We start from the raw sequence: 22,901 nt of genomic DNA, 5'->3' as shown, positions 1-22,901 counted from the left end.
GTCTGTCTTGGCCTGACTGCAAGCTCCGTCCGCTAACACCGGCTGGTGTCAGGCCTCGCTCTCCATGCCGGTAGCGAGGTTCGCCAACCAGCGTTTGACGAGTAGCAACTCCTCCTCGGCCAGCGGGGCGGCCAGCTCCTGCTCCAGCCGGGCGACCCTGGCCTTGGCCTCGGCCAGCAGCGTGGCGCCCGCCGGGCTCAGGCTGAGCTGCTGGATGCGGCCATGCTGGAGGTGAGGGGTGCGGGCCAGCAGGCCGCTGCGCTCCAGGCTGGTCACCATGGGGCTCACCGTCTGGGGGGTGAGCAGGGTGAGGCGGGCGAGCTCGGCGTTGGAGCTGCCGGGATAGGCATCCAGCATGGTGAGCAGGGCAAACTGGGGCGCCGTGATGGGCAGGTCCGCCAGCGCCCGCTCCATGCGCAGGCGCTGGGCAGCAGCAGCCTGGCGCAGCAGATAGCCGAGGTGGCCCGCTTCGCCGCGCTTGCCCTCGCCGGGGGCGGGCAGGGGGATGGACAGCTCTGTACTCAAGGGGGGCTTGTTTATCATGTCAGGGTGCTGATATGTTGTTCGTGCCCTGATATTAAGTCATGCCCAAGGAGAACACCAGAATGAGCACCCGCATCGATTACCCCGACTTTCGCCAGCTGCTGCCGGCGGCTCACGACGCCCTGATCGCCGCCGGCAAGGCGGTGGACGAGGCTGGCCTCGACAAGAGCCTGAGCGAGCTGGTGAAGCTGCGCACCTCCCAACTCAATGGTTGCAGCTTCTGCCTGCAGTATCACCTGAACATCGCCCGTCGCAGCGGGGTGGGGCAGGCCAAGCTGGATCAGCTGGCGGCCTGGCGCGATGCCACCGTGTTCAGCGCCCCGGAGCGGGCGGCCCTGGCCTGGACCGAGAGCCTGACCCTGCTGCCGCCGGACGGCGTGCCCGACGCACTCTATGGCGAGCTGCGCGAGCACTTCAGCGAGGCCCAGATAGTGCAGCTGTCGGTGACGGTGGCCACCATCAACAGCTGGAACCGGCTTGGGGTGGCGCTGCGTTTCGTGCCGCCCGCCGCCCAGCTCTGAGCGGTAGCCAAACAAAAGGGCGGCATCGGTGCCGCCCTTTTATCCTGAGCTGATCACTCAAGCCGGTCGCTGGCCATCGTCGGCGCCAAGCGCCAGCACCATGCAGATCTCGCAGGCATCGTGGCCGGTGCAGCCAAGCGGGCCCGGCAGGTGCTCGAAGCCCAGAGATTCGTAGAGCGCGGTGGCCTCGCGCAGCACGGCGGTGGTCTCCAGGTAGCAGCGCTGATAACCGAGCGCGCGCGCCTCGTCCAGCGCCTGCAGCACCAGCCGGCGTCCCAGCCCCAGCCCGCGCAGGGAGGGCATGAAGTACATCTTCTGCAGCTCGCAGACTTGCCCCTCTTCCCCCGCCAGCGGCGCTATGCCGCCCCCGCCGAGAATGGTGCCGTCCGGCCCCTCGATCACCCAGTAGCGGCTCTGCGCGCCCTGATAGGTCTCATGCAGCCGATCCAGATTGGGGTCGGCCACCCCGTAGCCCTTGTCGGCGGTGAGCCCGTATTCGGCGGAGACGGCACGGATCACGGCGGCGATATGGGGGTTGTCGGCGGCTGTGATGGGACGGATGCGGTAACCCTGCTGGCGACGGGCGCGGGAGAGGGCGCTGCGATAGAGGCGCAGACCGGTCCACAGCTGCTCGCGCTCGGCGAGGGTGAGCTGGGCCAGGGTCTCCTCCATGGCGCTGTCCATCTCCTGATGCAGATCCAGCAGCTGGGCCTGGCCGGCGATGGTGAGGCGCGCCTCCTTGCTGCGACCATCGGACGGATGGGGGTGCCAGCTGATGAGCTCGCGCTCGGCCAGGCGGGCCAGCGGGCGGCTGGCGTTGGACTTGTCGATGCGCAGCCGTTCGGCCAGTTGCTGGTTGGTGGCGGGGCCGCTCTCCAGCTCGATCAGCAGATGGGCTTCGAGCGGGCTGAGCGCCAGTTCGCCGCACTGCTGGGAGAGCATGCCGAGTTCGCGTACCAGATCGCGCGACAGAGCGCGCAGGGGGCGGGGATCCATATCAGGGTTTCCTATTTGGTTGTCATCAACAACCAATATAGCCAACTAGTTGTTACTAGCAACTTTTTTATTGCGCTGGCTAGGGTCGTGAAACGGCGGGCATCACGAGCGGGCACAAAAAAGGGCCCGGGAGGGGGCCCAAACATTGGAAACCCGCGCGAGGGCGCGGATCCCATCCTTGGTCAGGCAAGGTGCCGGCGAGCGTTAGACCAGCTCGGCCAGCATGGTGTCGGCATAGGGAACCAGGGCGTCCCCCTGTTTCACTTTGGCGAGGTAGTCTGGGTTGGCGATAAGCGGGCGACCGATGGCGACGAGGTCGAAGCGGTCGGCCTTGATGGCCTCGGCTGCGGTCTCGGCGCTGTAGTTGCCCACCCCTACCAGATGACCGTCGTAGCGGGCGCGCAGGTAGTCAGAGGCGCGGCCGTCCAGGTAGTCGAAGGTGAGGCTGTCATCGAAGATGCCGAGGTGCACATAGGCCAGGTTGCGCTGATTCAGCTCGGCCAGCAGGTGGTCGAACACGGCGCGATCCCGCGCATCCCCTTCGAGGTGCACGTAGGCACCGGGGGAGAGGCGCAGGCCCACCCGCTCCCCGCCGATGCGGGCATTGATGGCATCCACCACCTCCAGCGCGAAGCGGCTCATATTCTCCGGGCTGCCGCCGTAGTTGTCGGTGCGCAGGTTGCTGGCGTGGTGCAGGAACTGATCGATGAGGTAGCCGTTGGCACCGTGGATCTCCACCCCGTCAAAGCCCGCTTCGATGGCGTTGGCGGCGGCCTGGGCATAATCCTCGACCAGCTGGGCGATTTCGCTCTCGGTCAGGGCACGCGGCACCTGATAGACCAGCTCGCGCATGCGCGGCACCGTGCCCTCATGGGCGACGGCAGAGGGGGCCAGCACTTCGGCGTGGTGGAAGAAGGGGTGGGAGAGACGACCCACGTGCCACAGCTGGGCGAAGATCTTGCCGCCGTTGGCATGCACGGCGCCGGTCACTTTCTTCCAGCCGGCGATCTGCTCGGCGCTGTAGATCCCCGGGGTATTGGGGTAGCCCTGACCGTCCGGCCGGATGATGGTGGCTTCGGAGATGATGAGGCCGATGTCGGCGCGGCGTGCGTAATAGGCGGCCATCTGCTCGGTCGGCACCAGGCCCGGACCTGCCATGCAGCGGGTGAGGGGAGCCATCATGAAACGGTTGGCGAGGGTGAGGGTGTCGTTGAGGCGATAGGGCTGAAACAGGGTATTCATGATCGTCTGTCCTGAGGGAGTGATTCTTGAACGTGCATTCAAGACGTTTTTTGTTTTGTGTGCAAGTCTTTTTTGAACGAGCATTCAACATGGGTTGGTGTTGCCGGCCCGCTGGGGTAAACTTGCCGCCCTCTTATTTCCCCTCGCCGGCCCCTGGTCGGTGAATCCGCTTTTTCAACGGAGAAACCATGCGCAGCGCCGAGTTCAACCGGGACGACGTCTTGCGAAATGCCATGGAGGCATTTCGGGCCAAGGGTTACGCCAAGACCACCATGCAGGAGCTGGTGGCGGCGACCGGGTTGCATCCGGGCAGCCTCTACGCGGCGTTTGGCAACAAGCGCGGCCTGCTGCTGGCGGCGGTCGACCACTATGTGCAGGAGAAGAGCGCCCTGCGGCGCAGCTTCTTCGCCGCCGCGAGCCCGCTGGCGGGGGTGCAGGCCTATCTCGAGCAGGTGGTGAACGACGCCCTCTGCGGCACCTGTCTGGTGACTCGCACCCTGATGGAGCTGGCGGAGCAGGACGAAGAGCTGCACCTGAAGCTCAAGGCCATCTATGGCGAGCTGGATGCCGATCTGGCGGCGGTGCTGAGCCTGGCCCTCGAGCGCGGCGAGCTGGCGGCCGGGCGCGACATTCCGACCCTGACCGCCTTCCTGCTCATCAACATCCAGGGCCTGGTCACCTTCGCCCAGTGCCGCCCCGAGCCCGCCCTGCTGGGCGGCGTGGTCACCCAGTTGATGACGGCCCTGCGGGCGTAATGCACCGCCCAGAAACAACCATGGCTCCCGCGGGAGCCATGGTTTTTTCTGGGGATGTCACACGCCGCCGGGTGGTTTGCTCCCTTCTCCCCTTGCGGGAGCCATGGTTGTTTCTGGGGATGCCACACGCCGCCGGGTGGTTTGCTCCCTTCTCCCCTTGCGGGAGAAGGGTTGGGGATGAGGGGGAGGGCTCTGCTCAGCGCAATGAGAGCCAAATATGGGCCAGTACGACATCCATCCGACTCAACACATCGTTATTCCACACTCTGATCACCCGAAAGCCCTGCTGATTGAGGTAGGCCGTTCTTGCGCCATCATATTGCCGCCCTGCCGGTTCGTTGTGCTGTGACCCGTCTACCTCGATGATCAGCCTCTGCTCAAGAGAGATGAAATCGACAATGTAGGGCCCGATGGGCATCTGGCGACGGAATTTCACCCCGGCCAGACGGCGGTCGCGCAATTGCAGCCACAGCTTCTGTTCGGCAAGGGTGGCTTCTCGCCTCATTCGCTTGGCAAACGGATGGGTTCTCATGGTGCCTATCCAGAGCTATTTGACCCTATTAGATATAGCCATTCCCCGGTCTGGTGACTGAGTGGGTGGCGTCCCCTCACCCTGCCCCTCTCCCAGAGGGAGAGGGGACAGATCGAGTAACAGTTGTCATTTTTTGGTCATCTCGGAGCCATCGTGGCATGACAATGAACTGATGAACTGATGAACTGATGAACTGATGAACTGATGAACTGATGAACTGATGAACTGATGAACTGATGAGCTGATGAGTCGATAGACCAATGTGCTGGTGGGATGTATTTCGCCCCGTCAGACAGGTTGTCAGCCATGCTGCCAGTGGCGCAGGATCAGCTCCCTTCTCCCCTTGTGGGAGAAGGGTTGGGGATGAGGGGGGCACACGTTGCCGGGTTACTCCGGATTAACCAACTCCTTCATCAGCGCCTTCAACCAGATCAACGCTGGTTGCTGCGCATGCACCGGATGCCAGACGCAGTTGAGGTGATAATCCGGCACATCTTCGGGCAGCGGCAGGCTTTTCAGCGGCCAGTGGCTGGCGAGCAGCTCGGCCACCATGCTGGGCAGCACCAGCAGGTGATCGCTCTGGCTGACGATGGCGGCGGCGGACATATAGCTCTGGCTGTTGACCGAGATGGTGCGGCTGAACCCCAGCGTCTTCAGATAGCGATCCAGGCTCGCCTCCGAGGTGCCAAGCGGCGAGTGGAACACGTGGGGCATTTCGATCAGCTGCGCCAAGCTGATGCGCTCGGCCCGCAGTGCCGGGTCATCCCCACTCTCTGCGAGCGCCGGGGCGGCCATCGGCAGATCGGCGCGCACCAGCCCGGCCAGCGGCTCGGTGAGCCAGGTCTCCTTGCCGAGATACCCCGGCACCTGCATGTATTCGTCAAAGCCGAGCACCAGATCTATCTCGCCGCTCGCCAGCTCGGCTTCGGGCAGGGTGTCGCGCAGGATGCGGATCTCGATGGTGACCCCGGGCGCCAGCCGTTTGAGGCGCTGGATAAGCGGCGGGATCAGCACGCACTCCACGTAATCCGTGGTGCAGAGTACGAAGCGGCGCTTCGACTGGCTCGGCTCGAACACCTCCTCGTCGCTGAGTTGCTGCTCCAGCAGTCGCAGTGCCTGCTGCACGCCCAGATGCAGCCGCTGGGCGCGCGGGGTCGGCAGCATCCCCTGCGGGGTGCGCACCAGCAGCGGATCGCCAAAGAAGGTGCGCAGCCGGTTGAGCGCATGGCTCATGGCGGGCTGACTGATAAAGAGCGTTTCGGCGGCGCGGGTGACGCTGCCCTGCGCCATCAGGGCGTCAAAGGCGAGCAGCAGGTTGAGGTCGAGCTGGTGCAGTTTCATCAAGATTATTTGCCAGGCTTATGGGACAATCCATCCTATTCATTTGATGGATGTGAGCGCAACTTCTTACACTGCGACCACTGTTATTTTTCCAGGATCCCCGCGCCGCGTTTTCACGCCTGCGGGGTCTCAATCCATGCAAGGAGCCTTGCGATGAGCATCAAGACCATGAACACCACGCCGGCCGCTGACGGCTTCACCATGCCCGCCGAGTGGGCACACCAGCAGGCCGTCTGGATGATCTGGCCGTTTCGCCCGGACAACTGGCGTGAGGCCGGTCGCTTCGCGCAAGCCACCTTCGCCAAGGTGGCCGATGCCATCGGGCAAGCCACGCCGGTCTTTATGGGGGTGCCGGCCCAGTTTATGGAGCAGGCTCGCGCCATCATGCCCAGCCATGTCACCCTGGTCGAGATGAACAGCGATGACTGCTGGGCCCGCGACAGCGGCCCCACCATCGTCACCAACGCGGCCGGCGAGTGCCGTGGGGTGGATTGGGGCTTCAACGCCTGGGGCGGTCACAAGGGCGGTCTCTACTACCCGTGGGATCAAGACGAGCAAGTGGCGGCCCAGATGCTGGCACAGCACGGCATGGCCCGTTACGATGCGCCGCTGATCCTGGAAGGGGGCTCCATCCACGTCGACGGCGAAGGCACCTGCCTGACCACTGCCGAGTGCCTGCTCAACGAAAACCGCAACCCGCACCTGAGCAAAGAGCAGATCGAAGCTCACCTGCGCGACTATCTGGGTGTGCAGAGCTTTATCTGGCTGGACGAAGGCGTCTACATGGACGAGACCGACGGCCACATCGACAACATGTGCTGCTTCGTGCGTCCGGGTGAGGTGGCCTTGCACTGGACTGACGATCAGAATGATCCCCAGTACGAGCGCTCCCTGGCCGCCCTCAAGGTGCTGGAAGCGGCGGTCGACGCCAAGGGTCGCAAGCTGAAAGTGTGGAAGCTGCCCCAGCCGGGCCCGCTCTACTGCACCCAGGAAGAGTCTGCCGGCGTCGAGAGCGGCACCGGTGTGCCGCGCGAGGCAGAAGGTCGTCTGGCCGGTTCCTACGTGAACTTCCTCATCACCAACGATCGCATCGTCTATCCGCTGCTGGATGCCGCCACCGATGGCGAAGCCCAGCGCATTCTGGAAGAGATCTTCCCGGAGCATAAGGTCGTCGGCGTGCCGGCCCGCGAGATCCTGCTGGGCGGTGGCAATATCCACTGCATCACTCAGCAAATCCCGTCTGGGAAATAAGCAGCAGGCTCGACTAACTCGACAAAACCCCACATCGTGGGGTTTTGTCTCTTGATATACGGGGGTCGGGAGCTGTAGCGGCTGCGACCACCCTGAAGCGATTCGCTGCGATATTGCCGCGTTAGCCGATATCGCACACCGTCACCCTTTACAGGAGATCCCCATGATCGAAGTGACCGAGGTTTCCATTGCCGAGCTGCGTGCCGCGCTCGAAGCAGGCCGCACCACAGCGGTCGAACTGGTCAAGGCCTATCTGGCCCGGCTCGAGGCCTACAACGGCCCCGAGACCGCCACCAAACTCAACGCTTTGGTGGTGCCTAATCCCGATGCACTGAAAGAGGCGCAAGCGTCCGATGCGCGCCGCGCCCGTGGCGAAACCCTGGGGCCGCTCGACGGCATCCCCTACACCGCCAAAGACAGCTATCTGGTCAAGGGGCTGACCGCCGCCTCCGGCAGCCCGGCCTTCAAGGATCTGGTGGCCCAGCGCGATGCCTTTACCGTTGAGCGCCTGCGCGCCGCCGGTGCCATCTGCCTTGGCAAAACCAATATGCCGCCGATGGCCAATGGCGGCATGCAGCGCGGCGTCTATGGCCGTGCCGAGAGCCCCTACAACGCCGACTACCTGACCGCACCGTTTGCCTCCGGCTCCTCCAACGGCGCCGGTACCGCCACCGCTGCCAGCTTCTCCGCCTTTGGTCTGGCGGAAGAGACCTGGTCGAGCGGCCGCGGCCCGGCTTCCAACAACGGTCTGTGCGCCTACACCCCGTCCCGTGGCGTCATCTCGGTGCGCGGCAACTGGCCGCTGACTCCGACCATGGATGTGGTGGTGCCCTACGCCCGCACCATGAACGATCTCCTGGAAGTGCTCGATGTAGTGGTCGCCGACGATAGCGATCCCCGTGGCGATCTCTGGCGCCTGCAGCCCTGGGTGCAACTGCCCAAGGCGTCCGAGGTGCGTCCGGCTTCCTATCTGGATCTGGCTGCCAAGGCCGATGCCCTCAAGGGCAAGCGCCTCGGCGTGCCGCGCATGTTTATCAACAAGGATGAACTGGCCGGCACCAGCGAAAACCCCGGCATCGGCGGCCCGACCGGTCAGCGTATTCATACCCGTCCGACCGTGATTGTGCTGTGGGAGCAGGCCCGTCAGGCGCTGGAAGCCGCTGGCGCCGAAGTTATCGAAGTGGACTTCCCGCTGGTCTCCAACTGCGAAGGGGACAGACCCGGCGCGCCGACCGTGTTCAATCGCGGTATCGTGAGCCCGGAGTTTCTCAACGATGAGCTGTGGGAGCTCTCCGGCTGGGCGTTCGACGACTTCCTGCGCGCCAACGGCGATCCCAAACTCAACAAGCTGGCCGATGTCGATGGGCCGAAGATCTTCCCCCACGATCCGGGTACCCTGCCGAACCGCGAGGGCGATCTGGCGGCGGGCATGGACGAGTACGTCAACATGGCCAAGCGCGGCCTCAAGCGCTTCGACGAAATTGCCTCGGTGCCGGACGGCCTGCGCGGTCTGGAGCAGACCCGCAAGCTGGATCTGGAAGACTGGATGGACGGGCTCAAGCTCGACGCCGTGCTGTTCCCCACCGTCGCTGACGTCGCCCCGGCTGATGCGGATGTGAATCCGGCCTCCGCCGATATCGCCTGGAGCAACGGCATCTGGGTTGCCAACGGCAACCTCGCTATCCGCCACCTCGGCGTGCCGACCGTCACCGTCCCCATGGGGGTGATGGCCGATATCGGTATGCCGGTGGGCCTGACCTTCGCCGGTCGCGCCTATGACGACAACAACCTGCTGCGCTTCGCCTCGGCCTTCGAGTCCACCGGCAGCAAGCGTATGGTGCCACCACGGACGCCGCCGTTGGCTTGATTTGTGTGGTGAGTTAAATATCTCGGGTTCATTCTGAGATAATGGAAAAAACCACCCGTAATTTGCGGGTGGTTTTTCTTTATAAGAATATTTACAGTTATCTACAACATAAACTCAATTTATAATAAAGTTACTATTTTTAAATTAAAGTGGTTTCTTTGTTCCTTGATATGAATTGTGAGTTCTTATCAAAATAAATCCTCCTCATCGAAGGAGTCATTTTGACCATTTTTTTCTATTGGCTTGCCATTTTTAATTTTATGCTCTTCATATTGATATGTAACGCCTTTTATTTCATGGATGGCTAATGAATTAATGTCTAGCTGCAAAGATATATTTATTTGTTCCTCTGTATCTATGCCATAGAAATGTTTTCTTTTGGTTTTTACTTCTTTTTTACATATCTCAGGAGATAAATATTGATGATATGAGTCATCATCGCAATCGTATTCGTACATTGTAACTGCATATTCTGTTTTTTTGTTTTCAGCGCCAGCTACAGCAGATGACTTAGTGAATAACACTATGTTGTAGCTAGACTCATTGCTATTTTCATCGCTTGCCTTTTGAGTTGATTTGAACTTTATACCATCAAGAGCATTCACTTCAGAAACGGAGAGATATTCAGACACAGCTTGAGTTATCAAGTATTCGCTATCTGTTCTCACACCTGAAATGGGAATGGTGAGCTTATATGATAATCTTTTTAAGAATGATGATATTGCGAGTTTTTCGGTCGTTGCAGGATCAAATAGACTATCCGTTGACGGTATTAATTTGTCTAAAGTAGATATATCTAGTATCCGTAGTGGCCTTACTGGCTTGAACTGAGCAACAACAACATAACTACCTACGGCAGGCCTTACCTCTGCAATCGCTATATCAGAAGACATAGCTCCATAGAAAACAGGTATTCCCTGTGCATTCATTCGGCCTGATGTAGCATATTGATGAGGTGGTGGTCCAAATTCATTTTCAGGATGTTTTAAGGCATTCTCAACTTTATCTAGGCTATCAAATACTCGGGCTCTAAATAATGAAGTATTACTATCAATGTAAGTTATCGCATTGCTGCCGTCATGCGTTATATGTGATTCAAGATCGCTAAATATTTGTTCAAAGAAGGATTTTACATGAGAATTGAAAAATCTAGCTTCACTCTGCAATGATGTTTTAATCTCTTCCCATTTGACGTCTAACTCTTCTGTTAAATGATGAGTTCTCTTGTAAGTAAAATCATCATCGTATGTGATTGTACAGTCATAATGGTCATTGTAATTTTCTTGCAGAATTTCATGAAGATCTGATTGGATTTCATCATCTACGCCAAGGCATTCATAAATCACTTCTTCTGCTGATTCACCAAACACATATCCATAATATAAATCTCCATTAGTCCTGCATGTATAGTATAGTGAAAATACATTATGCATAGGTTCTGCTAAGTCATCTAGTGGGATTGTTTTACGCCTGCTTTTACAGTAGCTGCATCTATGAATGTTTTCACCATTTGTTTTGATAAACTTACTGATATATTCTTCACTCACGCATTTGTAGCAAATAAATTTCTCACAAGACATAGTTTAAATACCAAAGATAATTCTTTAAATATTTCACAATGGTACTATCTTATTAATTTATAATCACTCCCTGAGATACCTTCACAGATCACATTTCAGGGCCGTAGGTACGAATAGCGAAGCGTATTCGGACAATCGCGAACAGGTTGTGGCCGATAAGCGGGTGATATTCAGAGTTTCCTGCTGGCCTTGCCATGACTCGATGCGTGGCGGTATGCGGACGATTACGCTGCGCTAATCGACCCTACATTATGTAGCTTATTGTTACCTCCCCCTCATCCCCAGCCCTTCTCCCGCAAGGGGAGAAGGGAGCAAATAGGCTCCGCTGATTGTGCTTTACGTACGAGGTTCGGGTGGGGGTTTGGAATTGGCACAGGCCATCCCCTCTCCCTCGGGAGAGGGTTAGGGTGAGGGGCCGCTATCTGTGTTGTCGTTTCGTTTTGAGCCTTTACCTCTCTCGATTTCCCGTACCGTAAATCGCCATATTGGTCGTGGTTTACCGCCAATTCCCCCTGATTTTTCTGACTTCCACCTGACTTCACCCAGACTTCACACAACCTCATTTTCCCCTCACAAATCCCCCGTATTTTCTGCCCACTGATAAATGGGCCCGGCTTGTCACAGGGGTGACGAGGGGCCGATTGGCGCGAGGGAGCAGATGATGAAAGGTTGGATAAAGTGCGGGCTGGCCGGGGCCGTGGTGCTGATGGCGAGTTTCTGGGGTGGCAGCGTGCGGGCGGCAGGGATGTCGCTGACGCAGGTGAGCGGCCCTGTCTATGTGGCGGAGGACAGCTACTACGTGCAGGAAAACTCCATGGTCTATTTCGGGGCCAAGGGGGTGACTGTGGTGGGGGCGACCTGGACGCCGGATACCGCCCGCGAGCTGCACAAGCTGATCAAACGGGTCAGCCGCAAGCCGGTGCTGGAGGTGATCAACACCAACTACCACACCGACCGGGCAGGTGGTAACGCCTACTGGAAGTCCATCGGCGCCAAGGTGGTATCGACCCGCCAGACCCGGGATCTGATGAAGAGCGACTGGGCCGAGATTGTCGCCTTTACCCGCCAGGGGTTGCCGGAGTACCCAGACTTGCCGCTGGTGCTGCCCAACGTGGTGCACGATGGCGACTTCACGCTGCAAGAGGGCAAGCTGCGCGCCTTCTACGCGGGCCCGGCCCATACCCCGGACGGCATCTTTGTCTACTTCCCCGATGAGCAGGTGCTCTATGGCAACTGCATCCTCAAGGAGAAGCTGGGCAACCTGAGCTTTGCCAATGTGAAGGCCTATCCGCAGACCATCGAGCGGCTGAAAGCGATGAAGCTGCCGATCAAGACGGTGGTGGGCGGTCACGACTCACCGCTGCACGGGCCCGAGCTGATTGATCACTACGAGGCGCTGATCAAGGCCGCACCCCAGTCATAAGCCGCCGCGGCGGCAGCCGGATGACGGGCTGGACGCACTAAAGGAGACGCCCGGCCGGGCGTTTCTGGCAGGGAGGAGCTCCTGCCCCCTGTTTCGGGCTGTTCAAGGGCGGCCCCCTTTCATAAGATGGGCCTCTCTTCACGCAGTTAGCGGGCCTTTCGTGATGCACGCAATTCAAGACGAACAACCCGATTCACTTGGCCGCCTCAAGCAGGCCTTCATCACCGGCATGTGGGCGTCCCTTGCCAGCATCATCATCGGCTTCGCCTTCAAGGTGTGGCTGGCGCAGTGGGTGGCCAAGGGGGATCTGGCGCTGTTCAACAGTGTGGTGGATTTGATCTCCCTCTCTTTGATCCTGATGACCGGCTTTCGCTCCTCCATGGTGGTGAGCTACTCCCAGACCAAAAACGATCGGGACATCATCAATATCTTCCGCTACTTCCTCATCGGCATGGTGCTGCTCACCTGGGGGCTGGTGATCCCCTACATCAAGCACGGGCTCCATATCCGGGCCGAATATCTGCAACTGGTGGGGGTCATCTTCGGGCTGGGGCTCAAGGTCTACTTCACCAATCTGGTGGCCATGTACCGGATGTACGGGATCTCCAACCGGGTCACCTGGCTGGAGCCGCTGGCCAATGGCCTGCTGTTTATGGCCTGCTACTTTGGGCTCGGGATGGCTGCGCTCCCTTCGCTCTTCTACGGGCTGACCTTCTCCTCGCTCGGTATCGCCGGCTACATGTATCTGCACCGGCGCCGGGCCATCGCCACCCGGCCGCTGGCCAAGGTGGCGCTCGGCCCCGAGATGCGCAGCTATGTGAAGAAGAGCTTTACCGCATCCCTCGAGGCGGGGGCCAGCATCCTGATGATCTACATCACGGTACTGCTCACCATCCGCCACTTCAGCCTCGACGAGCTGGGGGATTTTCAGGTGGTGGTGCGTCCCATCTTCACCTATATGACCACCCTGTTCGTCTTCCCCATCTACCGCTTCGTGCTGCCTGAGCTGGCGGTCAATCTGCGCAGCGGTGATCATCGCCAGATAAGGCTGATCCGGCGCTGGATCTTCCGCCTCAGCGCCATCGTCAGCCTGGTGTTCTTTCTGGTGATGCTGCTGGCGGGCAAGCCGCTGGTGTCGCTGCTGTTCCCGGCCGACTACCTGGGGGCAGTGCCGGTGCTGCTGCACTTCTCCCTCTTCTTCATCTTTATGATGCTCAACGGTTACCAGCTCGCCTACATCAAGGCCCACGGACACTTTACCCAGAGCCTGCTGATCCGCGCGGTGGGCATAGTGGCACTGGTGGCGGCCTACTACCTGGTGGCCCGCTTCACCACCAACGTGGTGGCCATTATCGTGGCGCTCGGCCTCGGTTATCTGGTGATGTTCGTGCTCTCCACCCTGGCCGAGCAGCGCATCCTGCGGGCCCTGCCGCCCATGCTGGCCACCGATTCATAGCCGCCTGCGGTTAGCCGAAAAATAAAAAACGCCCGGTCGGGCGTTTTTTATTGGCGGTGCCGGGGCGGCTTAGCGTCGGCCCTTGCAACCCTTGTTGCCAGCCAGTGCCTGCTTTCGGGCACGCTGCTTCTGGGCTGCCTTGCTGCTGCGGCGTGGCTCGGGCTCGAAGCGGGTCAGATCCGGCTCAAAGCCCGGGAACCACTGCTGGGGCAAGCGGGTATCGAGCACCGCCTCCACCTTCTCTAACAGCGGCGCATCTTCCGGGCTGAACAAGGTGATGGCGAGCCCCTTGTTGCCGGCGCGACCGGTGCGGCCGATACGGTGCACGTAATCCTCCGCCACAAACGGGAATTCCATATTGATCACGTAGTTGAGGTCTGTGATATCGAGGCCGCGGGCCGCCACGTCGGTGGCAACCAGCGCCTGCAGAGTGCCGGCGCGAAACTCCAGCAGCACCTTCTCCCGCGCGCCTTGTGACAGATCACCGTGGAAGGCCAGCGCATTGATGCCCGCCTTGCCGAGCTGCTGGGCCAGCTTGTCGGCGCCCTGGCGGGTGCGGCTGAAGATCAGGGCCGGTGCCCAGCCCTTCACCTTGAGCATGTGTTCGACCAGCGCCAGCTTGCGATCGCCATCCACCGTATAGACCCGCTGCTCCACCTCGGCCGCCGTGGTGTTGCGCGGGGCCACTTCGATAAGTTCAGGGTCACGCAACAACACCTTGCTCAAGGCAAACAGGTTGTCATCGCAGGTGGCCGAAAACAGCAGGGTCTGGCGATCCGCCGGGATCTGTTTCAGCAGTGCCTTGATCTCGTCCATAAAGCCCATGTCGAGCATGCGGTCCGCCTCGTCAAACACCAGGTGGCGCAGCGCCGCCAGACTCAGCGCCCCTTGCCGCAGATGGTCGAGCAGCCGGCCCGGGGTGGCGATCAGGATATCCGCCCCGGCTTTCAGCGCCTCCACCTGCGCCGCGATACTCACCCCGCCGTAGACCAGCGTGCTGGTGAGGTCGGTGCCCTTGGCGTAGCGCGTGACGCTGTCATGCACCTGCACCGCCAGCTCGCGGGTCGGCACCAGCACCAGGGCGCGGATGGGGCGGGAGTCCCCTTGCGGCTGCGCCAGCAACTGCTCCAGCAGCGGCAGCACGAAGGCGGCGGTCTTGCCGGTGCCGGTCTGGGCGCCCGCCATCAGATCGCGCCCCGCCAGAATGACCGGGATGGCGCTGGCCTGCACCGGGGTCGGCGCGGCGTAGCCAAGCTCGGCCAGGGTCTGCTGCAAGCGGGGGGAGAGTGCCAGATCGGCGAAGGAGGCAATGGACATAAGGGTACCCGTCGGGATGGGCGCGGCCACGCCGCGCTGGAAACAGTCTTGATGGCCGGCATGGTAACAGATGCGGGGCTGCGGGCAGAAGGCACCGCCGGCTCAGCGGCAGTGAAACACCTCCTCCAGCGCATCCACCACGGCGCGCACCCGGCTGGCTTTTTGCAAGTCGGGGTGGAGCACCAGCCAGATGTCGACCGGATCGCACAGGGCAGGCAGCACGCGCACCAGATCCGGCTCCTTGTCTGCCAGAAAGGTGGAGAGCAGGGCGATGCCGAGCCCCTGGCGAGCCGCCGCCAGCAACAGCAGCTGAGCGTTGCACTGCAGCACCACGTTGGGCTCGTGCAGCGGCTCCCCGCACAAGCTGTGCCAGTGGCGGGAGACCAGCTCCTTGGCAAACAGCAGCAGGGCGTGCTGGCTGAGGCCATGGCCGCTCTTGGGCGTGCCGTGGCGGGCCAGATAGTCGCGGGAGGCATAGAGCCCCATCTCTATGGTGGTGAGGCGCTTGATCACCAGCTCGTCGTTGTCCGGGCGCAGCCCGCGGATGGCGAGATCGGCCTCCCGGTAGGCGATGTCGCTGACACTGACCGCGGTCTGCAGGCTGAGCCGGATGCCGGGGTGGCGCTCGCGCAGCAGGGTGAGGGCGGGCAACACGAAGGCCTGGGCCAGGGTATCGGTGGTGGCGATGCGCACCTCGCCACACAGGCTCTGATCGCCGGCGCTCGCCTTGCGCTCGATGGCCTTGATGGCCTGCTCCATGGCGCTGGCATCCGCCAGCATGGCCTCGCCGAGGGGGCTGAGATCATAGAGCTTGGGGGTACGGATAAAGAGTTTGGAGCCGAGGTTCTGCTCCAGCGCCGTGATGCGGCGCCCCACGGTGGCCTGATCGACCCCCAGTACGCCGGCGGCGCCGCGCAGGGTGCCCTGCCGTGCCAATGCCAGAAAAAACCGCGCGTCGTCCCAGTTGATCATCGAGTCTCCCACTCAAAGTGCCCCGGCGGGGCGTGCCCATTAGAAGCCAGTGCCGGCGGGATCACAAGGCGAGAGTGCCCTTGTCGACATGCAGATAGATGCCACTGACATGCATTATTGAAGCAGACTGATGCATTTGTGTCGCTGTCGAGGGGCCGCGACGGGCGCTATCATGATGCCTCTCGTCAGCGGCCTTGCCCGCCCTCATCGGAGCCTTGCATGTCATCATCCCTCTGTGCCGCCGCCCCCTCTGCGGCGGCTACCTCCCATCGCGCCATCCTGCTGTTTCTGCCGCTGGCGCTGATGTCGGCGTTGCTCAACAGCAGCGTGCCCACCCCCCTCTATCCCCACTATCAGCAGGCGCTGGCCCTGAGCGATGTCAGTCTCACCCTCATCTATGGCGGCTATGCGGCCGGGGTGCTGATCTCCCTGTTCGGGGTGGGCAATCTGGCGGGCCGGGTGAGCGATCTGCGCGCCATGATCCTGCCGGCCCTGCTGGCGGTACTGGGGGGCGCCCTGCTGTTCTCTCTCGCGGACTCCTTCTGGTCGCTCTTGCTGGCGCGGGTGCTGGCCGGGATCGGCACCGGCGCCCTGACCGGCGCCGCCAACGTGGCCCTGCTGCGCTTTGGCCCGCGCGATGGCGGCAAGCGGGCCGCCCTCAGCGCCACCCTCTCCTTCACCGCCGGGCTGGCGCTTGGCCCGGTGTTCAGCGGGTTGGCGTTGCAGTTGGAGTTCTATCCGACCCAACTGCCCTTCCTGCTCATCATGGGACTGGCGGCCTGCGCCATGGCGGGGGTGGCATTGAGCTGGCCCGCCCGCGCGCAAGGGGCGCCGGCTGCGGCAACGCAGCAGGGCAGGGGATCGCTGGGGGAGGGGCTCAAGGCCACCGGGGCGGCTTTCTTTATTTGTGCACTGGCGCTGTTTACCGCCTGGGCGGTGGCGGCCAGCCTGCTGGCCATCGGCCCCAAGGTGGCGAGCCAGCTACTGGGGCTGCGGGATCTCGGCCTGTTCGGCTATCTCATCGCGGCCTACATGGTGCTCTCCGGCCTCTGCCAGCTTTGGGCCCGTCGGCTCGATGCCCGTCACACCCTGCAAAGCGGCGCCCTGGCGCTGGCGCTCTGCATGCTGCTGTTTGCCGGCGCCGTGCATGCCCAGTCGTGGTGGCTGGCGGTGGTCGGCTTGCTGGTGGCCGGTTACGCCCAGGGCGCGGTGTTCGTCGGCAGCGCGACCCTGGTCAACCGCATCGCGCCGGCTGCCAGTCACGCCCGGCTGGTGTCGCTCTTCTACGTGATCGCCTACGTGGCGAACTGGGTGCCGGTGCTGCTGGGCTGGGTCAGCGATAGTGCCGGCGTGCAGGCGGCGGTGGATCTGCTCACCGTCGGCAGCGTGCTGATCAGCCTGGGGCTGGCCTGGGCGGCCTGGCGCACCCGCTTCGAGCCGGCTGCCGGCTAGCGTGACTCAGTCGGCCAGCACCACCCGCTCGGCCGACAGATGGTGCATCCATTCGCGCAGGATCAAGAGGGCGGCGGCAAAGCGCCGGGTCTTGGGCAGGCTAGTGTGACTCAGTCGGCCAGCACCACCCGTTCGGCCGACAGATGGTGCATCCATTTGCGCAGGATCAAGAGGGCGGCGGCAAAGCGCCGGGTCTTGGGCAGGCTGGTGTGACTCACTCGGCCAGTACCACCCGCTCGGCTGATAGATGGTGCATCCATTCGCGCAGGATCAGCAGGGCAGCGGCAAAGCGCCGGGTCTTGGGCAGGCTGGAAGCAGCCAGCGGGTCGCCCTCCACCATGGCGGCAAACTGGCCAAACAGTTGCTCCAGGCTCTCCCGGCTCAGTTCACGACTGCCGAGCACTTCGGCCAGCGGCAGCGGCGCCTGCAGGGTCACCACCTCATGGGGCGGCACCTCGGCGGCCAGCGGCATCAACACGTCCTCCACCACCATGATGGCCTGCTCCAGCTCCAGCGCGCTCGGCGGATCCCGGCGAAACGGGCCCGGCGTCATGGCTTCGAGGCCGAAGCCCAGGTCGCGGGTAAAGCGGGTGCCGTCGGCCCGGGTCAGCTGCAGCTGGCTGCTGTGCTCCCCCAGGCTGAGCAGGATGGCGGTCTGGTTGTGGGTCATGGGATCTCCTTGTAGCGGTCGTGACGCAGCCCTATCCATACACCCGCCGCGACCTGCTGGCGAGGGCTTTCGGCGCCCCCCATCCGGGGAATATGGCTTGCAATATGTGGAAGCGATGGCATTCTGGATGTCTAGATGGTTATCTTGTCATTTCCTTCAGGAGTTCAGATATGGATATTCGTACCGCCCCCCGTGCGCTTGCGCTCGCCCTGTTGCTGGCCAGCGGCCTTGCCACCGCCAACGAGGCGCTGGTGATCCAGACCGACTTTGGTCTTAAAGATGGCGCCGTCTCGGCCATGAAGGGGGTCGCCTTCGGGGTGGATCGCACCCTGCCGCTCTATGACCTGACCCACGAGATCCCGGCCTACAATATCTGGGAAGCCTCCTACCGCCTCTATCAGACCCTGCAGTACTGGCCCAAGGGGACAGTGTTTGTCAGCGTGGTGGATCCGGGGGTCGGCACCGATCGCAAGTCGGTGGTGCTCAAGACCAAGAGCGGCCACTACATCGTCAGCCCGGACAACGGCACCCTGACCCTGGTGGCGGAGCACTTCGGCATCGATACCGTGCGCCAGATCGACGAGAAGACCAACCGCCTCAAGGGCTCCGAGAAGTCCTACACCTTCCACGGCCGCGACGTCTACGCCTACACCGGCGCCCGGCTCGCCTCCGGTGCCATCAGCTATGAGCAGGTAGGGCCCAAGCTGGCGGCCGAGGTGGTGAAGATCCCTTATCAACCGGCAGTGGCCGAGCAGGACGGTACCCTCAAGGGCACTATTCCGATCCTGGACGTGCAGTACGGCAACGTTTGGACCAACATCGACGACAGCCTGCTGACCAAGGCGGGGATCAACAAGGGTGACAACGCCTGCATCAAGATCAGCGAAGGGGATGCGCTGAAATACGAGGGCAAGGCCCCCTACGTCAGCAGCTTTGGCGACGTGCCGGAAGGTCAGCCGCTGGTCTATCTCAACAGCCTGCTGCAGGTGTCGGTGGCGCTGAACATGGACAGCTTCGCCGCCCAACATCAGGTGCAATCCGGCGCCAACTGGCATATCAGTCTGAAGAAGTGCTCCTAAGCAGGGGCTTTCATCAACAACAAGGGCGCTACGGCGCCCTTGTTGTTGCTGGTCCTGCTGTGGGTTTTACTGCCCCTTGAGCGGGGCGGCGGGTTGGAGCCGGATGGGCTGGGGCGGCAGCTCGCGGACGCTGACCACCACCTCATAGCGCTTGTCGGCTTCGGCCGGCGGAATGTTCTTGAACAGCGCCTGGGCCGTGGCCTGAGGATCCTGGCCCAGCTTGCTGGCGTGATAGAGGGGGGCGGGCAACGCCGGCGGGCGCACATCGGGACGACCGGCTGGCGGGGCTGGCTGCTCACAGGCCTGGACCGACAGGCTGGCAAGCAGCAGGGTGAGTGCGAGGGGGTAACGTGACATGGGGATGACTCCATCCAGGGAAGATGGCCCATCAAACGCCAGGCGGACCGCTAGCTCAACGGCTTTTACGCTCCCTTTTCACCCTCTTTACAGTCATGACAACGGGCGCCTTGGCGCCCGTTGTGGATCCTGGCAACCGCGGGACTCAGAACTCGTTGGAGAGCGCCTTGTACCCCTTGACCAGGTCGATGTTGGTGTGGGCCACGTCCTCGGAGAACTCGGCGGCATCCACCGACACCCGCGGGATATGGTCCAGATCGCTCTGCTGGTTGATGCGGGTGGTGGAGGGAACGTAGAACTCCGGCGGCAGATCGCAGCCGTCCACCACCGAGTTGTGGCGTACCACTGCGCCGTCACCGATGTGGCAGTTGAACAGCACGCTGTTGAAGCCGATGAACACCCGGTTGCCCACTTCGCACGGCCCGTGGACTATGCTGCGGTGGGCGATGGAGGTGTACTCGCCGATGGTGACGGCGGCGCCGGACTTGGAGTGGATGACGACCCCGTCCTGAATGTTGGAGTTGGCGCCGATGACGATGGGCTCCATGTCGCCGCTGGCATCCACCTCGTCGGCGCGGATCACCGCATAGGGGCCGACAAACACGTTCTCCTTGATGATCACCTTGCCACAGATGATGGCTGTCTTGTCGATATAGGCTGACTCGTCGATGACCGGCAGATGGCCGGAGGGATTCTTGCGGATCATGTTACATCCTGTTGAAGAGGAAAGCGGACGGGAAGCAGGCCGGACGTGCGGGCCCGCCGGAGAGTCAGCTTACGCCTCGGTGCCGGGAGGGGAAACCCTTTACTGGTCTGACCCCAACATGGGCCGGCGCCCCGGCAGGGTGTTCCCTCTGGGCAAAATATGGGAGCATGGCCGTTCTCGAGGGCAAAACGGCCCGCTCGACATTATGTGCATAACCCTGGATACCCAAGATGAAGAAGATTGTTGCGCTGCTCGGCATGCTGCTGGCCCCCTGGTTTTCCTCTGCCGTGCAGGCCAAAGGGGAGGCCGGTGAATTTGACTATTACGCCATGGCGCTCTCCTGGTCCCCGGAGCATTGCGCCATCAAGCCGGCCGACCGGGACCAATGTTCCCGCCAGCTGGGATTCGTGCTGCACGGGCTCTGGCCCCAGTATCAGCGCGGCTATCCGAGCAGCTGTAGCCGCGAGCGGCTGGATCCGGCGATGGAGCAGCAGTTTGCCGGCCTCTATCCCAGCCGTTTTCTCTATCGCCATGAGTGGGAGAAGCACGGCACCTGCTCCGGTCTGAGTCAGCGCGGCTTTCATCAGCTGGCCAGCGACCTGCGCCAGAAGGTGAAGATCCCGGCCGCCTATCAGTCTCCCGCCGAGCCGCTGCGCAAGAGCCGCTTCCAGCTCAAGGCTGATCTGGCCAGTGCCAACGACTGGCTGGCACCGGACAACATCACGGTGGCCTGCGCCGACGGTGGCCGTTTCCTGCGGGAGGTCTATATCTGCATCAACAAGGAGGGGACGGCAGCCGTCACCTGTTCCGACGAGATGCAAAAGCGCGAGTTGCGCTCCTGCGGTCAGCCGGACTTCCTGCTGCGCAGCGTACGTTGACCACTTATCTTCATCAGGCCCCTCGCGGGCCTGATGTGCAATGAGGGTATGGGAAAGGAGTCTGATCAATGAAGAGCAAGCAAGGATTTTCGGGCGAGGAGCGGGCGCTGCTGCTCGGCGTGAAAGGGGTGGGGCCCACCGTCATCGGGCGGCTTGAACAGCTTGGCTACCACAATCTGGCGCAATTGGGCGAGGCCGACACCGGCCATATCGTGCAACTGGTGGCCAGCATGCTGGGCTCGACCTGCTGGCAGAACAGCCCGCAGGCCCGGGCGGCCATCGATGGGGCCATCGCCCTGGCACGCAGCCAGGTTGGCGGCATCACTCCCGAGCGGCAAGAGGCGACATCATGACGCTGTTTGCCGAACTGGGGCTGCGCTACCCCATCATTCAGGCCCCCATGGCCGGTGTGCAGGACAGCGCGCTGGCACTGGCCGTGACTCGGGCCGGCGCGCTGGGCTCATTGCCTGCTGCCATGCTGAGCCTCGCCACCTTGCGTGAAGAGCTGACCCGGCTGGCGGCAAGCGGGGGGCCATTCAACATCAACTTTTTCTGCCATCGGCAGGAGGCGCCGGATCCCGCCGCCCAGGCCCGCTGGTTGCAGCGGCTGGCGCCCTACTATGACGAATACGGGGTGCGCGACACGGCCGGCACGGCGGCCCCCAGCCGGGCACCGTTCAATGCTGAGCATGCCGCCATGGTGGCCGAGTTCAAACCGGCCGTGGTCAGTTTTCATTTCGGACTGCCCGAACCCGGGTTGCTGGCCCGGGTGAAAGCCAGCGGGGCCAAGGTATTGGCCAGCGCCACCACGGTCGCGGAAGCCCGCTGGCTTGCCGACCATGGTGCCGATGCCGTCATCGCCCAGGGGCTGGAGGCTGGGGGCCATCGCGGCCATTTCCTCGAGGACGATCTCAGCCTGCAGCAGGGCACCTTTAGCCTGTTGCCACAGATAGTAGAGGCGGTGAGGCTGCCGGTCATCGCCGCTGGCGGTATTGTCGATGGCGCCGGCATTCGCGCGGCACTGGCGTTGGGTGCCAGCGCCGTGCAGATGGGCACCGCCTTTCTCTGTTGCCACGAAGCGACCACCTCGGCCCTGCATCGGGCGGCACTGCACTCGTCGGCAGGGCGACACACGGCGCTGACCAACCTGTTCAGTGGTCGACCGGCTCGCGGCATCGTCAATCGCCTGATGCGAGAGCTGGGCCCGCTGTCCGAAGATGTGCCTGCGTTTCCTCATGCCAGTGGCGCCCTGGCACCGCTGCGCTGTGCGGCCGAACAGCGGGGGGATTGTGGGTGTTCGCCGCTCTGGGCCGGCCAGAATGTCTCTGGTTGCCGTGACTGGCCGGCTGCCGAGCTGATCTCGCGTTGGGTAAAAGAAGCCGGGTTGGCTGAAGTTATGCCTATATAGGAAGTCAGCGTGAGCGCTGGCTCAAGCGGGGGGATGGAAAACAGGGTAAAAGCAGACTCGGATCTCCCTGTTTTACTCGTTATCTGTGGATAAGTTTGTATAAAAGCTGTGCTTGGATATGAATAACTAAAAAAGTGCGCTTTTTTGCAATTTTATTGCATTTCCCCCCTTGCCAGCGTGATCAATCTCTCTATAATGCGCCCCATCGACACGGCAAGCGGCAACGCAAACAACCGGGTCGGTAACCTCGAAAAGCCTTTGAAAATAAGGCTTGACTCGAGAAGGCGGTTGAGTAGAATGCCACTCCCGCAGCAGCCAAAAGCTGCGTCGCTCTTTAACAATTTGAATCAAGCAATCTGTGTGGGCACTCACAGCATCGAGCATCAAAAACAATTTTTGATATCAATGTCTGATGAAGTGACCAAAGCAACTTTTAGTTGCAGCAGTTAATTCAGCAATTCATTGAGCCGCCTTAACAGGCAACCAAACTTAAATTGAAGAGTTTGATCATGGCTCAGATTGAACGCTGGCGGCAGGCCTAACACATGCAAGTCG

23 protein-coding genes and 1 rRNA gene are annotated in these 22,901 nt (G+C 61.7%); 12 read left to right on the top strand and 12 right to left on the bottom strand.

Features of this window, described 5'->3' with window-relative positions:
• Window positions 1-48 precede the first annotated feature (48 nt).
• Window positions 49-525: a MarR family winged helix-turn-helix transcriptional regulator gene (locus OKB87_RS04955; RefSeq protein WP_270826656.1), complete on the bottom strand. Its 477-nt coding sequence runs from the start codon at window positions 523-525 to the stop codon at window positions 49-51.
• 80 nt (window positions 526-605) lie between these two features.
• Here OKB87_RS04955 and OKB87_RS04950 point away from each other — a divergent pair, with 80 nt between their 5' ends.
• Entirely contained in the window at window positions 606-1,064 is a 459-nt protein-coding gene (locus OKB87_RS04950) for a carboxymuconolactone decarboxylase family protein (RefSeq protein ID WP_270826655.1), read from the top strand.
• A 57-nt stretch (window positions 1,065-1,121) separates the two neighbouring features.
• Here OKB87_RS04950 and OKB87_RS04945 read toward each other — a convergent pair whose 3' ends face one another.
• Complete coding sequence (locus OKB87_RS04945; protein ID WP_011704691.1) at window positions 1,122-2,060, bottom strand: bifunctional helix-turn-helix transcriptional regulator/GNAT family N-acetyltransferase; 939 nt, start codon at window positions 2,058-2,060, stop codon at window positions 1,122-1,124.
• Between the two features lie 204 nt (window positions 2,061-2,264).
• Window positions 2,265-3,302 carry an alkene reductase gene (locus tag OKB87_RS04940; protein WP_270826653.1) on the bottom strand — a complete coding sequence of 346 codons (1,038 nt, stop codon included), beginning with the start codon at window positions 3,300-3,302 and terminating at the stop codon, window positions 2,265-2,267.
• Between the two features lie 188 nt (window positions 3,303-3,490).
• On the opposite strand from OKB87_RS04940, the gene OKB87_RS04935 reads away from it, so the two are divergent.
• The gene (locus tag OKB87_RS04935; protein ID WP_076361471.1) at window positions 3,491-4,057 is read left to right on the top strand and encodes a TetR/AcrR family transcriptional regulator; all 567 of its coding nucleotides are present in this window, start codon (window positions 3,491-3,493) and stop codon (window positions 4,055-4,057) included.
• Between the two features lie 196 nt (window positions 4,058-4,253).
• Here OKB87_RS04935 and OKB87_RS04930 read toward each other — a convergent pair whose 3' ends face one another.
• Together OKB87_RS04930 and OKB87_RS04925 are read right to left on the bottom strand one after the other, a co-directional pair.
• Window positions 4,254-4,589 carry an endonuclease domain-containing protein gene (locus OKB87_RS04930; RefSeq protein ID WP_073348885.1) on the bottom strand — a complete coding sequence of 112 codons (336 nt, stop codon included), beginning with the start codon at window positions 4,587-4,589 and terminating at the stop codon, window positions 4,254-4,256.
• 387 nt (window positions 4,590-4,976) lie between these two features.
• On the bottom strand, window positions 4,977-5,930 hold the full coding sequence (locus OKB87_RS04925) for a LysR family transcriptional regulator (RefSeq protein WP_270826931.1): 954 nt from the start codon (window positions 5,928-5,930) through the stop codon (window positions 4,977-4,979).
• A 153-nt stretch (window positions 5,931-6,083) separates the two neighbouring features.
• Between OKB87_RS04925 and aguA the strand changes: the two genes are divergently transcribed.
• Window positions 6,084-7,181, top strand: coding sequence for an agmatine deiminase (gene aguA, locus OKB87_RS04920; protein WP_270826652.1), 1,098 nt, complete (start codon window positions 6,084-6,086; stop codon window positions 7,179-7,181).
• 163 nt (window positions 7,182-7,344) lie between these two features.
• On the top strand, window positions 7,345-9,048 hold the full coding sequence (locus OKB87_RS04915) for an amidase (protein ID WP_270826650.1): 1,704 nt from the start codon (window positions 7,345-7,347) through the stop codon (window positions 9,046-9,048).
• Window positions 9,049-9,236: 188 nt separating this feature from the next.
• On the opposite strand, the gene OKB87_RS04910 is transcribed toward OKB87_RS04915, so the two are convergent.
• Window positions 9,237-10,595: an RES domain-containing protein gene (locus OKB87_RS04910; RefSeq protein WP_270826647.1), complete on the bottom strand. Its 1,359-nt coding sequence runs from the start codon at window positions 10,593-10,595 to the stop codon at window positions 9,237-9,239.
• A 691-nt stretch (window positions 10,596-11,286) separates the two neighbouring features.
• On the opposite strand from OKB87_RS04910, the gene cphA reads away from it, so the two are divergent.
• Both cphA and OKB87_RS04900 read left to right on the top strand, forming a co-directional pair.
• Complete coding sequence (gene cphA / locus OKB87_RS04905; protein WP_429075928.1) at window positions 11,287-12,051, top strand: CphA family subclass B2 metallo-beta-lactamase; 765 nt, start codon at window positions 11,287-11,289, stop codon at window positions 12,049-12,051.
• Between the two features lie 163 nt (window positions 12,052-12,214).
• Window positions 12,215-13,507: a hypothetical protein gene (locus tag OKB87_RS04900; protein ID WP_270826644.1), complete on the top strand. Its 1,293-nt coding sequence runs from the start codon at window positions 12,215-12,217 to the stop codon at window positions 13,505-13,507.
• 69 nt (window positions 13,508-13,576) lie between these two features.
• Here OKB87_RS04900 and OKB87_RS04895 read toward each other — a convergent pair whose 3' ends face one another.
• Together OKB87_RS04895 and OKB87_RS04890 are read right to left on the bottom strand one after the other, a co-directional pair.
• On the bottom strand, window positions 13,577-14,824 hold the full coding sequence (locus tag OKB87_RS04895) for a DEAD/DEAH box helicase (protein ID WP_270826643.1): 1,248 nt from the start codon (window positions 14,822-14,824) through the stop codon (window positions 13,577-13,579).
• Window positions 14,825-14,926: 102 nt separating this feature from the next.
• On the bottom strand, window positions 14,927-15,796 hold the full coding sequence (locus OKB87_RS04890; protein ID WP_270826642.1) for a LysR family transcriptional regulator: 870 nt from the start codon (window positions 15,794-15,796) through the stop codon (window positions 14,927-14,929).
• 219 nt (window positions 15,797-16,015) lie between these two features.
• Between OKB87_RS04890 and OKB87_RS04885 the strand changes: the two genes are divergently transcribed.
• On the top strand, window positions 16,016-17,248 hold the full coding sequence (locus OKB87_RS04885) for an MFS transporter (protein ID WP_270826641.1): 1,233 nt from the start codon (window positions 16,016-16,018) through the stop codon (window positions 17,246-17,248).
• Between the two features lie 6 nt (window positions 17,249-17,254).
• Here OKB87_RS04885 and OKB87_RS04880 read toward each other — a convergent pair whose 3' ends face one another.
• Both OKB87_RS04880 and OKB87_RS04875 read right to left on the bottom strand, forming a co-directional pair.
• Complete coding sequence (locus OKB87_RS04880; RefSeq protein ID WP_270826640.1) at window positions 17,255-17,404, bottom strand: hypothetical protein; 150 nt, start codon at window positions 17,402-17,404, stop codon at window positions 17,255-17,257.
• 58 nt (window positions 17,405-17,462) lie between these two features.
• Window positions 17,463-17,918 (bottom strand): hypothetical protein, encoded by a 456-nt coding sequence (locus tag OKB87_RS04875; protein ID WP_270826639.1) that lies wholly within the window; start codon window positions 17,916-17,918, stop codon window positions 17,463-17,465.
• 170 nt (window positions 17,919-18,088) lie between these two features.
• Between OKB87_RS04875 and OKB87_RS04870 the strand changes: the two genes are divergently transcribed.
• Window positions 18,089-18,997 carry an SAM hydrolase/SAM-dependent halogenase family protein gene (locus OKB87_RS04870; protein ID WP_270826638.1) on the top strand — a complete coding sequence of 303 codons (909 nt, stop codon included), beginning with the start codon at window positions 18,089-18,091 and terminating at the stop codon, window positions 18,995-18,997.
• A 66-nt stretch (window positions 18,998-19,063) separates the two neighbouring features.
• Here OKB87_RS04870 and OKB87_RS04865 read toward each other — a convergent pair whose 3' ends face one another.
• Window positions 19,064-19,354 carry a hypothetical protein gene (locus tag OKB87_RS04865; RefSeq protein ID WP_270826635.1) on the bottom strand — a complete coding sequence of 97 codons (291 nt, stop codon included), beginning with the start codon at window positions 19,352-19,354 and terminating at the stop codon, window positions 19,064-19,066.
• Window positions 19,355-19,499: 145 nt separating this feature from the next.
• The gene (locus OKB87_RS04860) at window positions 19,500-20,060 is read right to left on the bottom strand and encodes a carbonic anhydrase (protein WP_005309014.1); all 561 of its coding nucleotides are present in this window, start codon (window positions 20,058-20,060) and stop codon (window positions 19,500-19,502) included.
• A gap of 230 nt (window positions 20,061-20,290) precedes the next feature.
• On the opposite strand from OKB87_RS04860, the gene OKB87_RS04855 reads away from it, so the two are divergent.
• From OKB87_RS04855 to OKB87_RS04840, 4 genes are all read left to right on the top strand, one after another.
• Window positions 20,291-20,938, top strand: coding sequence for a ribonuclease T2 family protein (locus OKB87_RS04855; protein WP_270826633.1), 648 nt, complete (start codon window positions 20,291-20,293; stop codon window positions 20,936-20,938).
• A 68-nt stretch (window positions 20,939-21,006) separates the two neighbouring features.
• Window positions 21,007-21,291, top strand: coding sequence for a helix-hairpin-helix domain-containing protein (locus OKB87_RS04850; RefSeq protein WP_270826631.1), 285 nt, complete (start codon window positions 21,007-21,009; stop codon window positions 21,289-21,291).
• Entirely contained in the window at window positions 21,288-22,346 is a 1,059-nt protein-coding gene (locus OKB87_RS04845) for an NAD(P)H-dependent flavin oxidoreductase (RefSeq protein WP_270826630.1), read from the top strand. Before OKB87_RS04850 ends, OKB87_RS04845 begins: the two co-directional genes overlap by 4 nt.
• 491 nt (window positions 22,347-22,837) lie before the next feature.
• Window positions 22,838-22,901 (top strand): 16S ribosomal RNA (locus OKB87_RS04840); the annotation flags it as partial.

It is taken from the genome of Aeromonas sp. Y318-1 (assembly GCF_027706125.1).
GTDB classification, from domain to species: Bacteria; Pseudomonadota; Gammaproteobacteria; order Enterobacterales; family Aeromonadaceae; genus Aeromonas; species Aeromonas hydrophila.
This window is presented reverse-complemented; position numbering and strand designations above follow the sequence as displayed.

What these genes read in the sequence shown, in the direction of transcription:
- OKB87_RS04945 (WP_011704691.1), bottom strand. Translation starts at nt 2,060, where the DNA reads ATGGATCCCCGCCCCCTGCGCGCTCTGTCGCGCGATCTGGTACGCGAA.
- OKB87_RS04855 (WP_270826633.1), top strand. Translation starts at nt 20,291, where the DNA reads ATGAAGAAGATTGTTGCGCTGCTCGGCATGCTGCTGGCCCCCTGGTTT.
- OKB87_RS04900 (WP_270826644.1), top strand. Translation starts at nt 12,215, where the DNA reads ATGCACGCAATTCAAGACGAACAACCCGATTCACTTGGCCGCCTCAAG.
- OKB87_RS04930 (WP_073348885.1), bottom strand. Translation starts at nt 4,589, where the DNA reads ATGAGAACCCATCCGTTTGCCAAGCGAATGAGGCGAGAAGCCACCCTT.
- OKB87_RS04890 (WP_270826642.1), bottom strand. Translation starts at nt 15,796, where the DNA reads ATGATCAACTGGGACGACGCGCGGTTTTTTCTGGCATTGGCACGGCAG.
- OKB87_RS04940 (WP_270826653.1), bottom strand. Translation starts at nt 3,302, where the DNA reads ATGAATACCCTGTTTCAGCCCTATCGCCTCAACGACACCCTCACCCTC.
- OKB87_RS04895 (WP_270826643.1), bottom strand. Translation starts at nt 14,824, where the DNA reads ATGTCCATTGCCTCCTTCGCCGATCTGGCACTCTCCCCCCGCTTGCAG.
- OKB87_RS04935 (WP_076361471.1), top strand. Translation starts at nt 3,491, where the DNA reads ATGCGCAGCGCCGAGTTCAACCGGGACGACGTCTTGCGAAATGCCATG.
- OKB87_RS04875 (WP_270826639.1), bottom strand. Translation starts at nt 17,918, where the DNA reads ATGACCCACAACCAGACCGCCATCCTGCTCAGCCTGGGGGAGCACAGC.
- OKB87_RS04885 (WP_270826641.1), top strand. Translation starts at nt 16,016, where the DNA reads ATGTCATCATCCCTCTGTGCCGCCGCCCCCTCTGCGGCGGCTACCTCC.
- OKB87_RS04860 (WP_005309014.1), bottom strand. Translation starts at nt 20,060, where the DNA reads ATGATCCGCAAGAATCCCTCCGGCCATCTGCCGGTCATCGACGAGTCA.
- OKB87_RS04870 (WP_270826638.1), top strand. Translation starts at nt 18,089, where the DNA reads ATGGATATTCGTACCGCCCCCCGTGCGCTTGCGCTCGCCCTGTTGCTG.
- OKB87_RS04915 (WP_270826650.1), top strand. Translation starts at nt 7,345, where the DNA reads ATGATCGAAGTGACCGAGGTTTCCATTGCCGAGCTGCGTGCCGCGCTC.
- OKB87_RS04950 (WP_270826655.1), top strand. Translation starts at nt 606, where the DNA reads ATGAGCACCCGCATCGATTACCCCGACTTTCGCCAGCTGCTGCCGGCG.
- cphA (WP_429075928.1), top strand. Translation starts at nt 11,287, where the DNA reads ATGATGAAAGGTTGGATAAAGTGCGGGCTGGCCGGGGCCGTGGTGCTG.
- aguA (WP_270826652.1), top strand. Translation starts at nt 6,084, where the DNA reads ATGAGCATCAAGACCATGAACACCACGCCGGCCGCTGACGGCTTCACC.
- OKB87_RS04880 (WP_270826640.1), bottom strand. Translation starts at nt 17,404, where the DNA reads ATGGATGCACCATCTGTCGGCCGAACGGGTGGTGCTGGCCGACTGAGT.
- OKB87_RS04865 (WP_270826635.1), bottom strand. Translation starts at nt 19,354, where the DNA reads ATGTCACGTTACCCCCTCGCACTCACCCTGCTGCTTGCCAGCCTGTCG.
- OKB87_RS04850 (WP_270826631.1), top strand. Translation starts at nt 21,007, where the DNA reads ATGAAGAGCAAGCAAGGATTTTCGGGCGAGGAGCGGGCGCTGCTGCTC.
- OKB87_RS04845 (WP_270826630.1), top strand. Translation starts at nt 21,288, where the DNA reads ATGACGCTGTTTGCCGAACTGGGGCTGCGCTACCCCATCATTCAGGCC.
- OKB87_RS04925 (WP_270826931.1), bottom strand. Translation starts at nt 5,930, where the DNA reads ATGAAACTGCACCAGCTCGACCTCAACCTGCTGCTCGCCTTTGACGCC.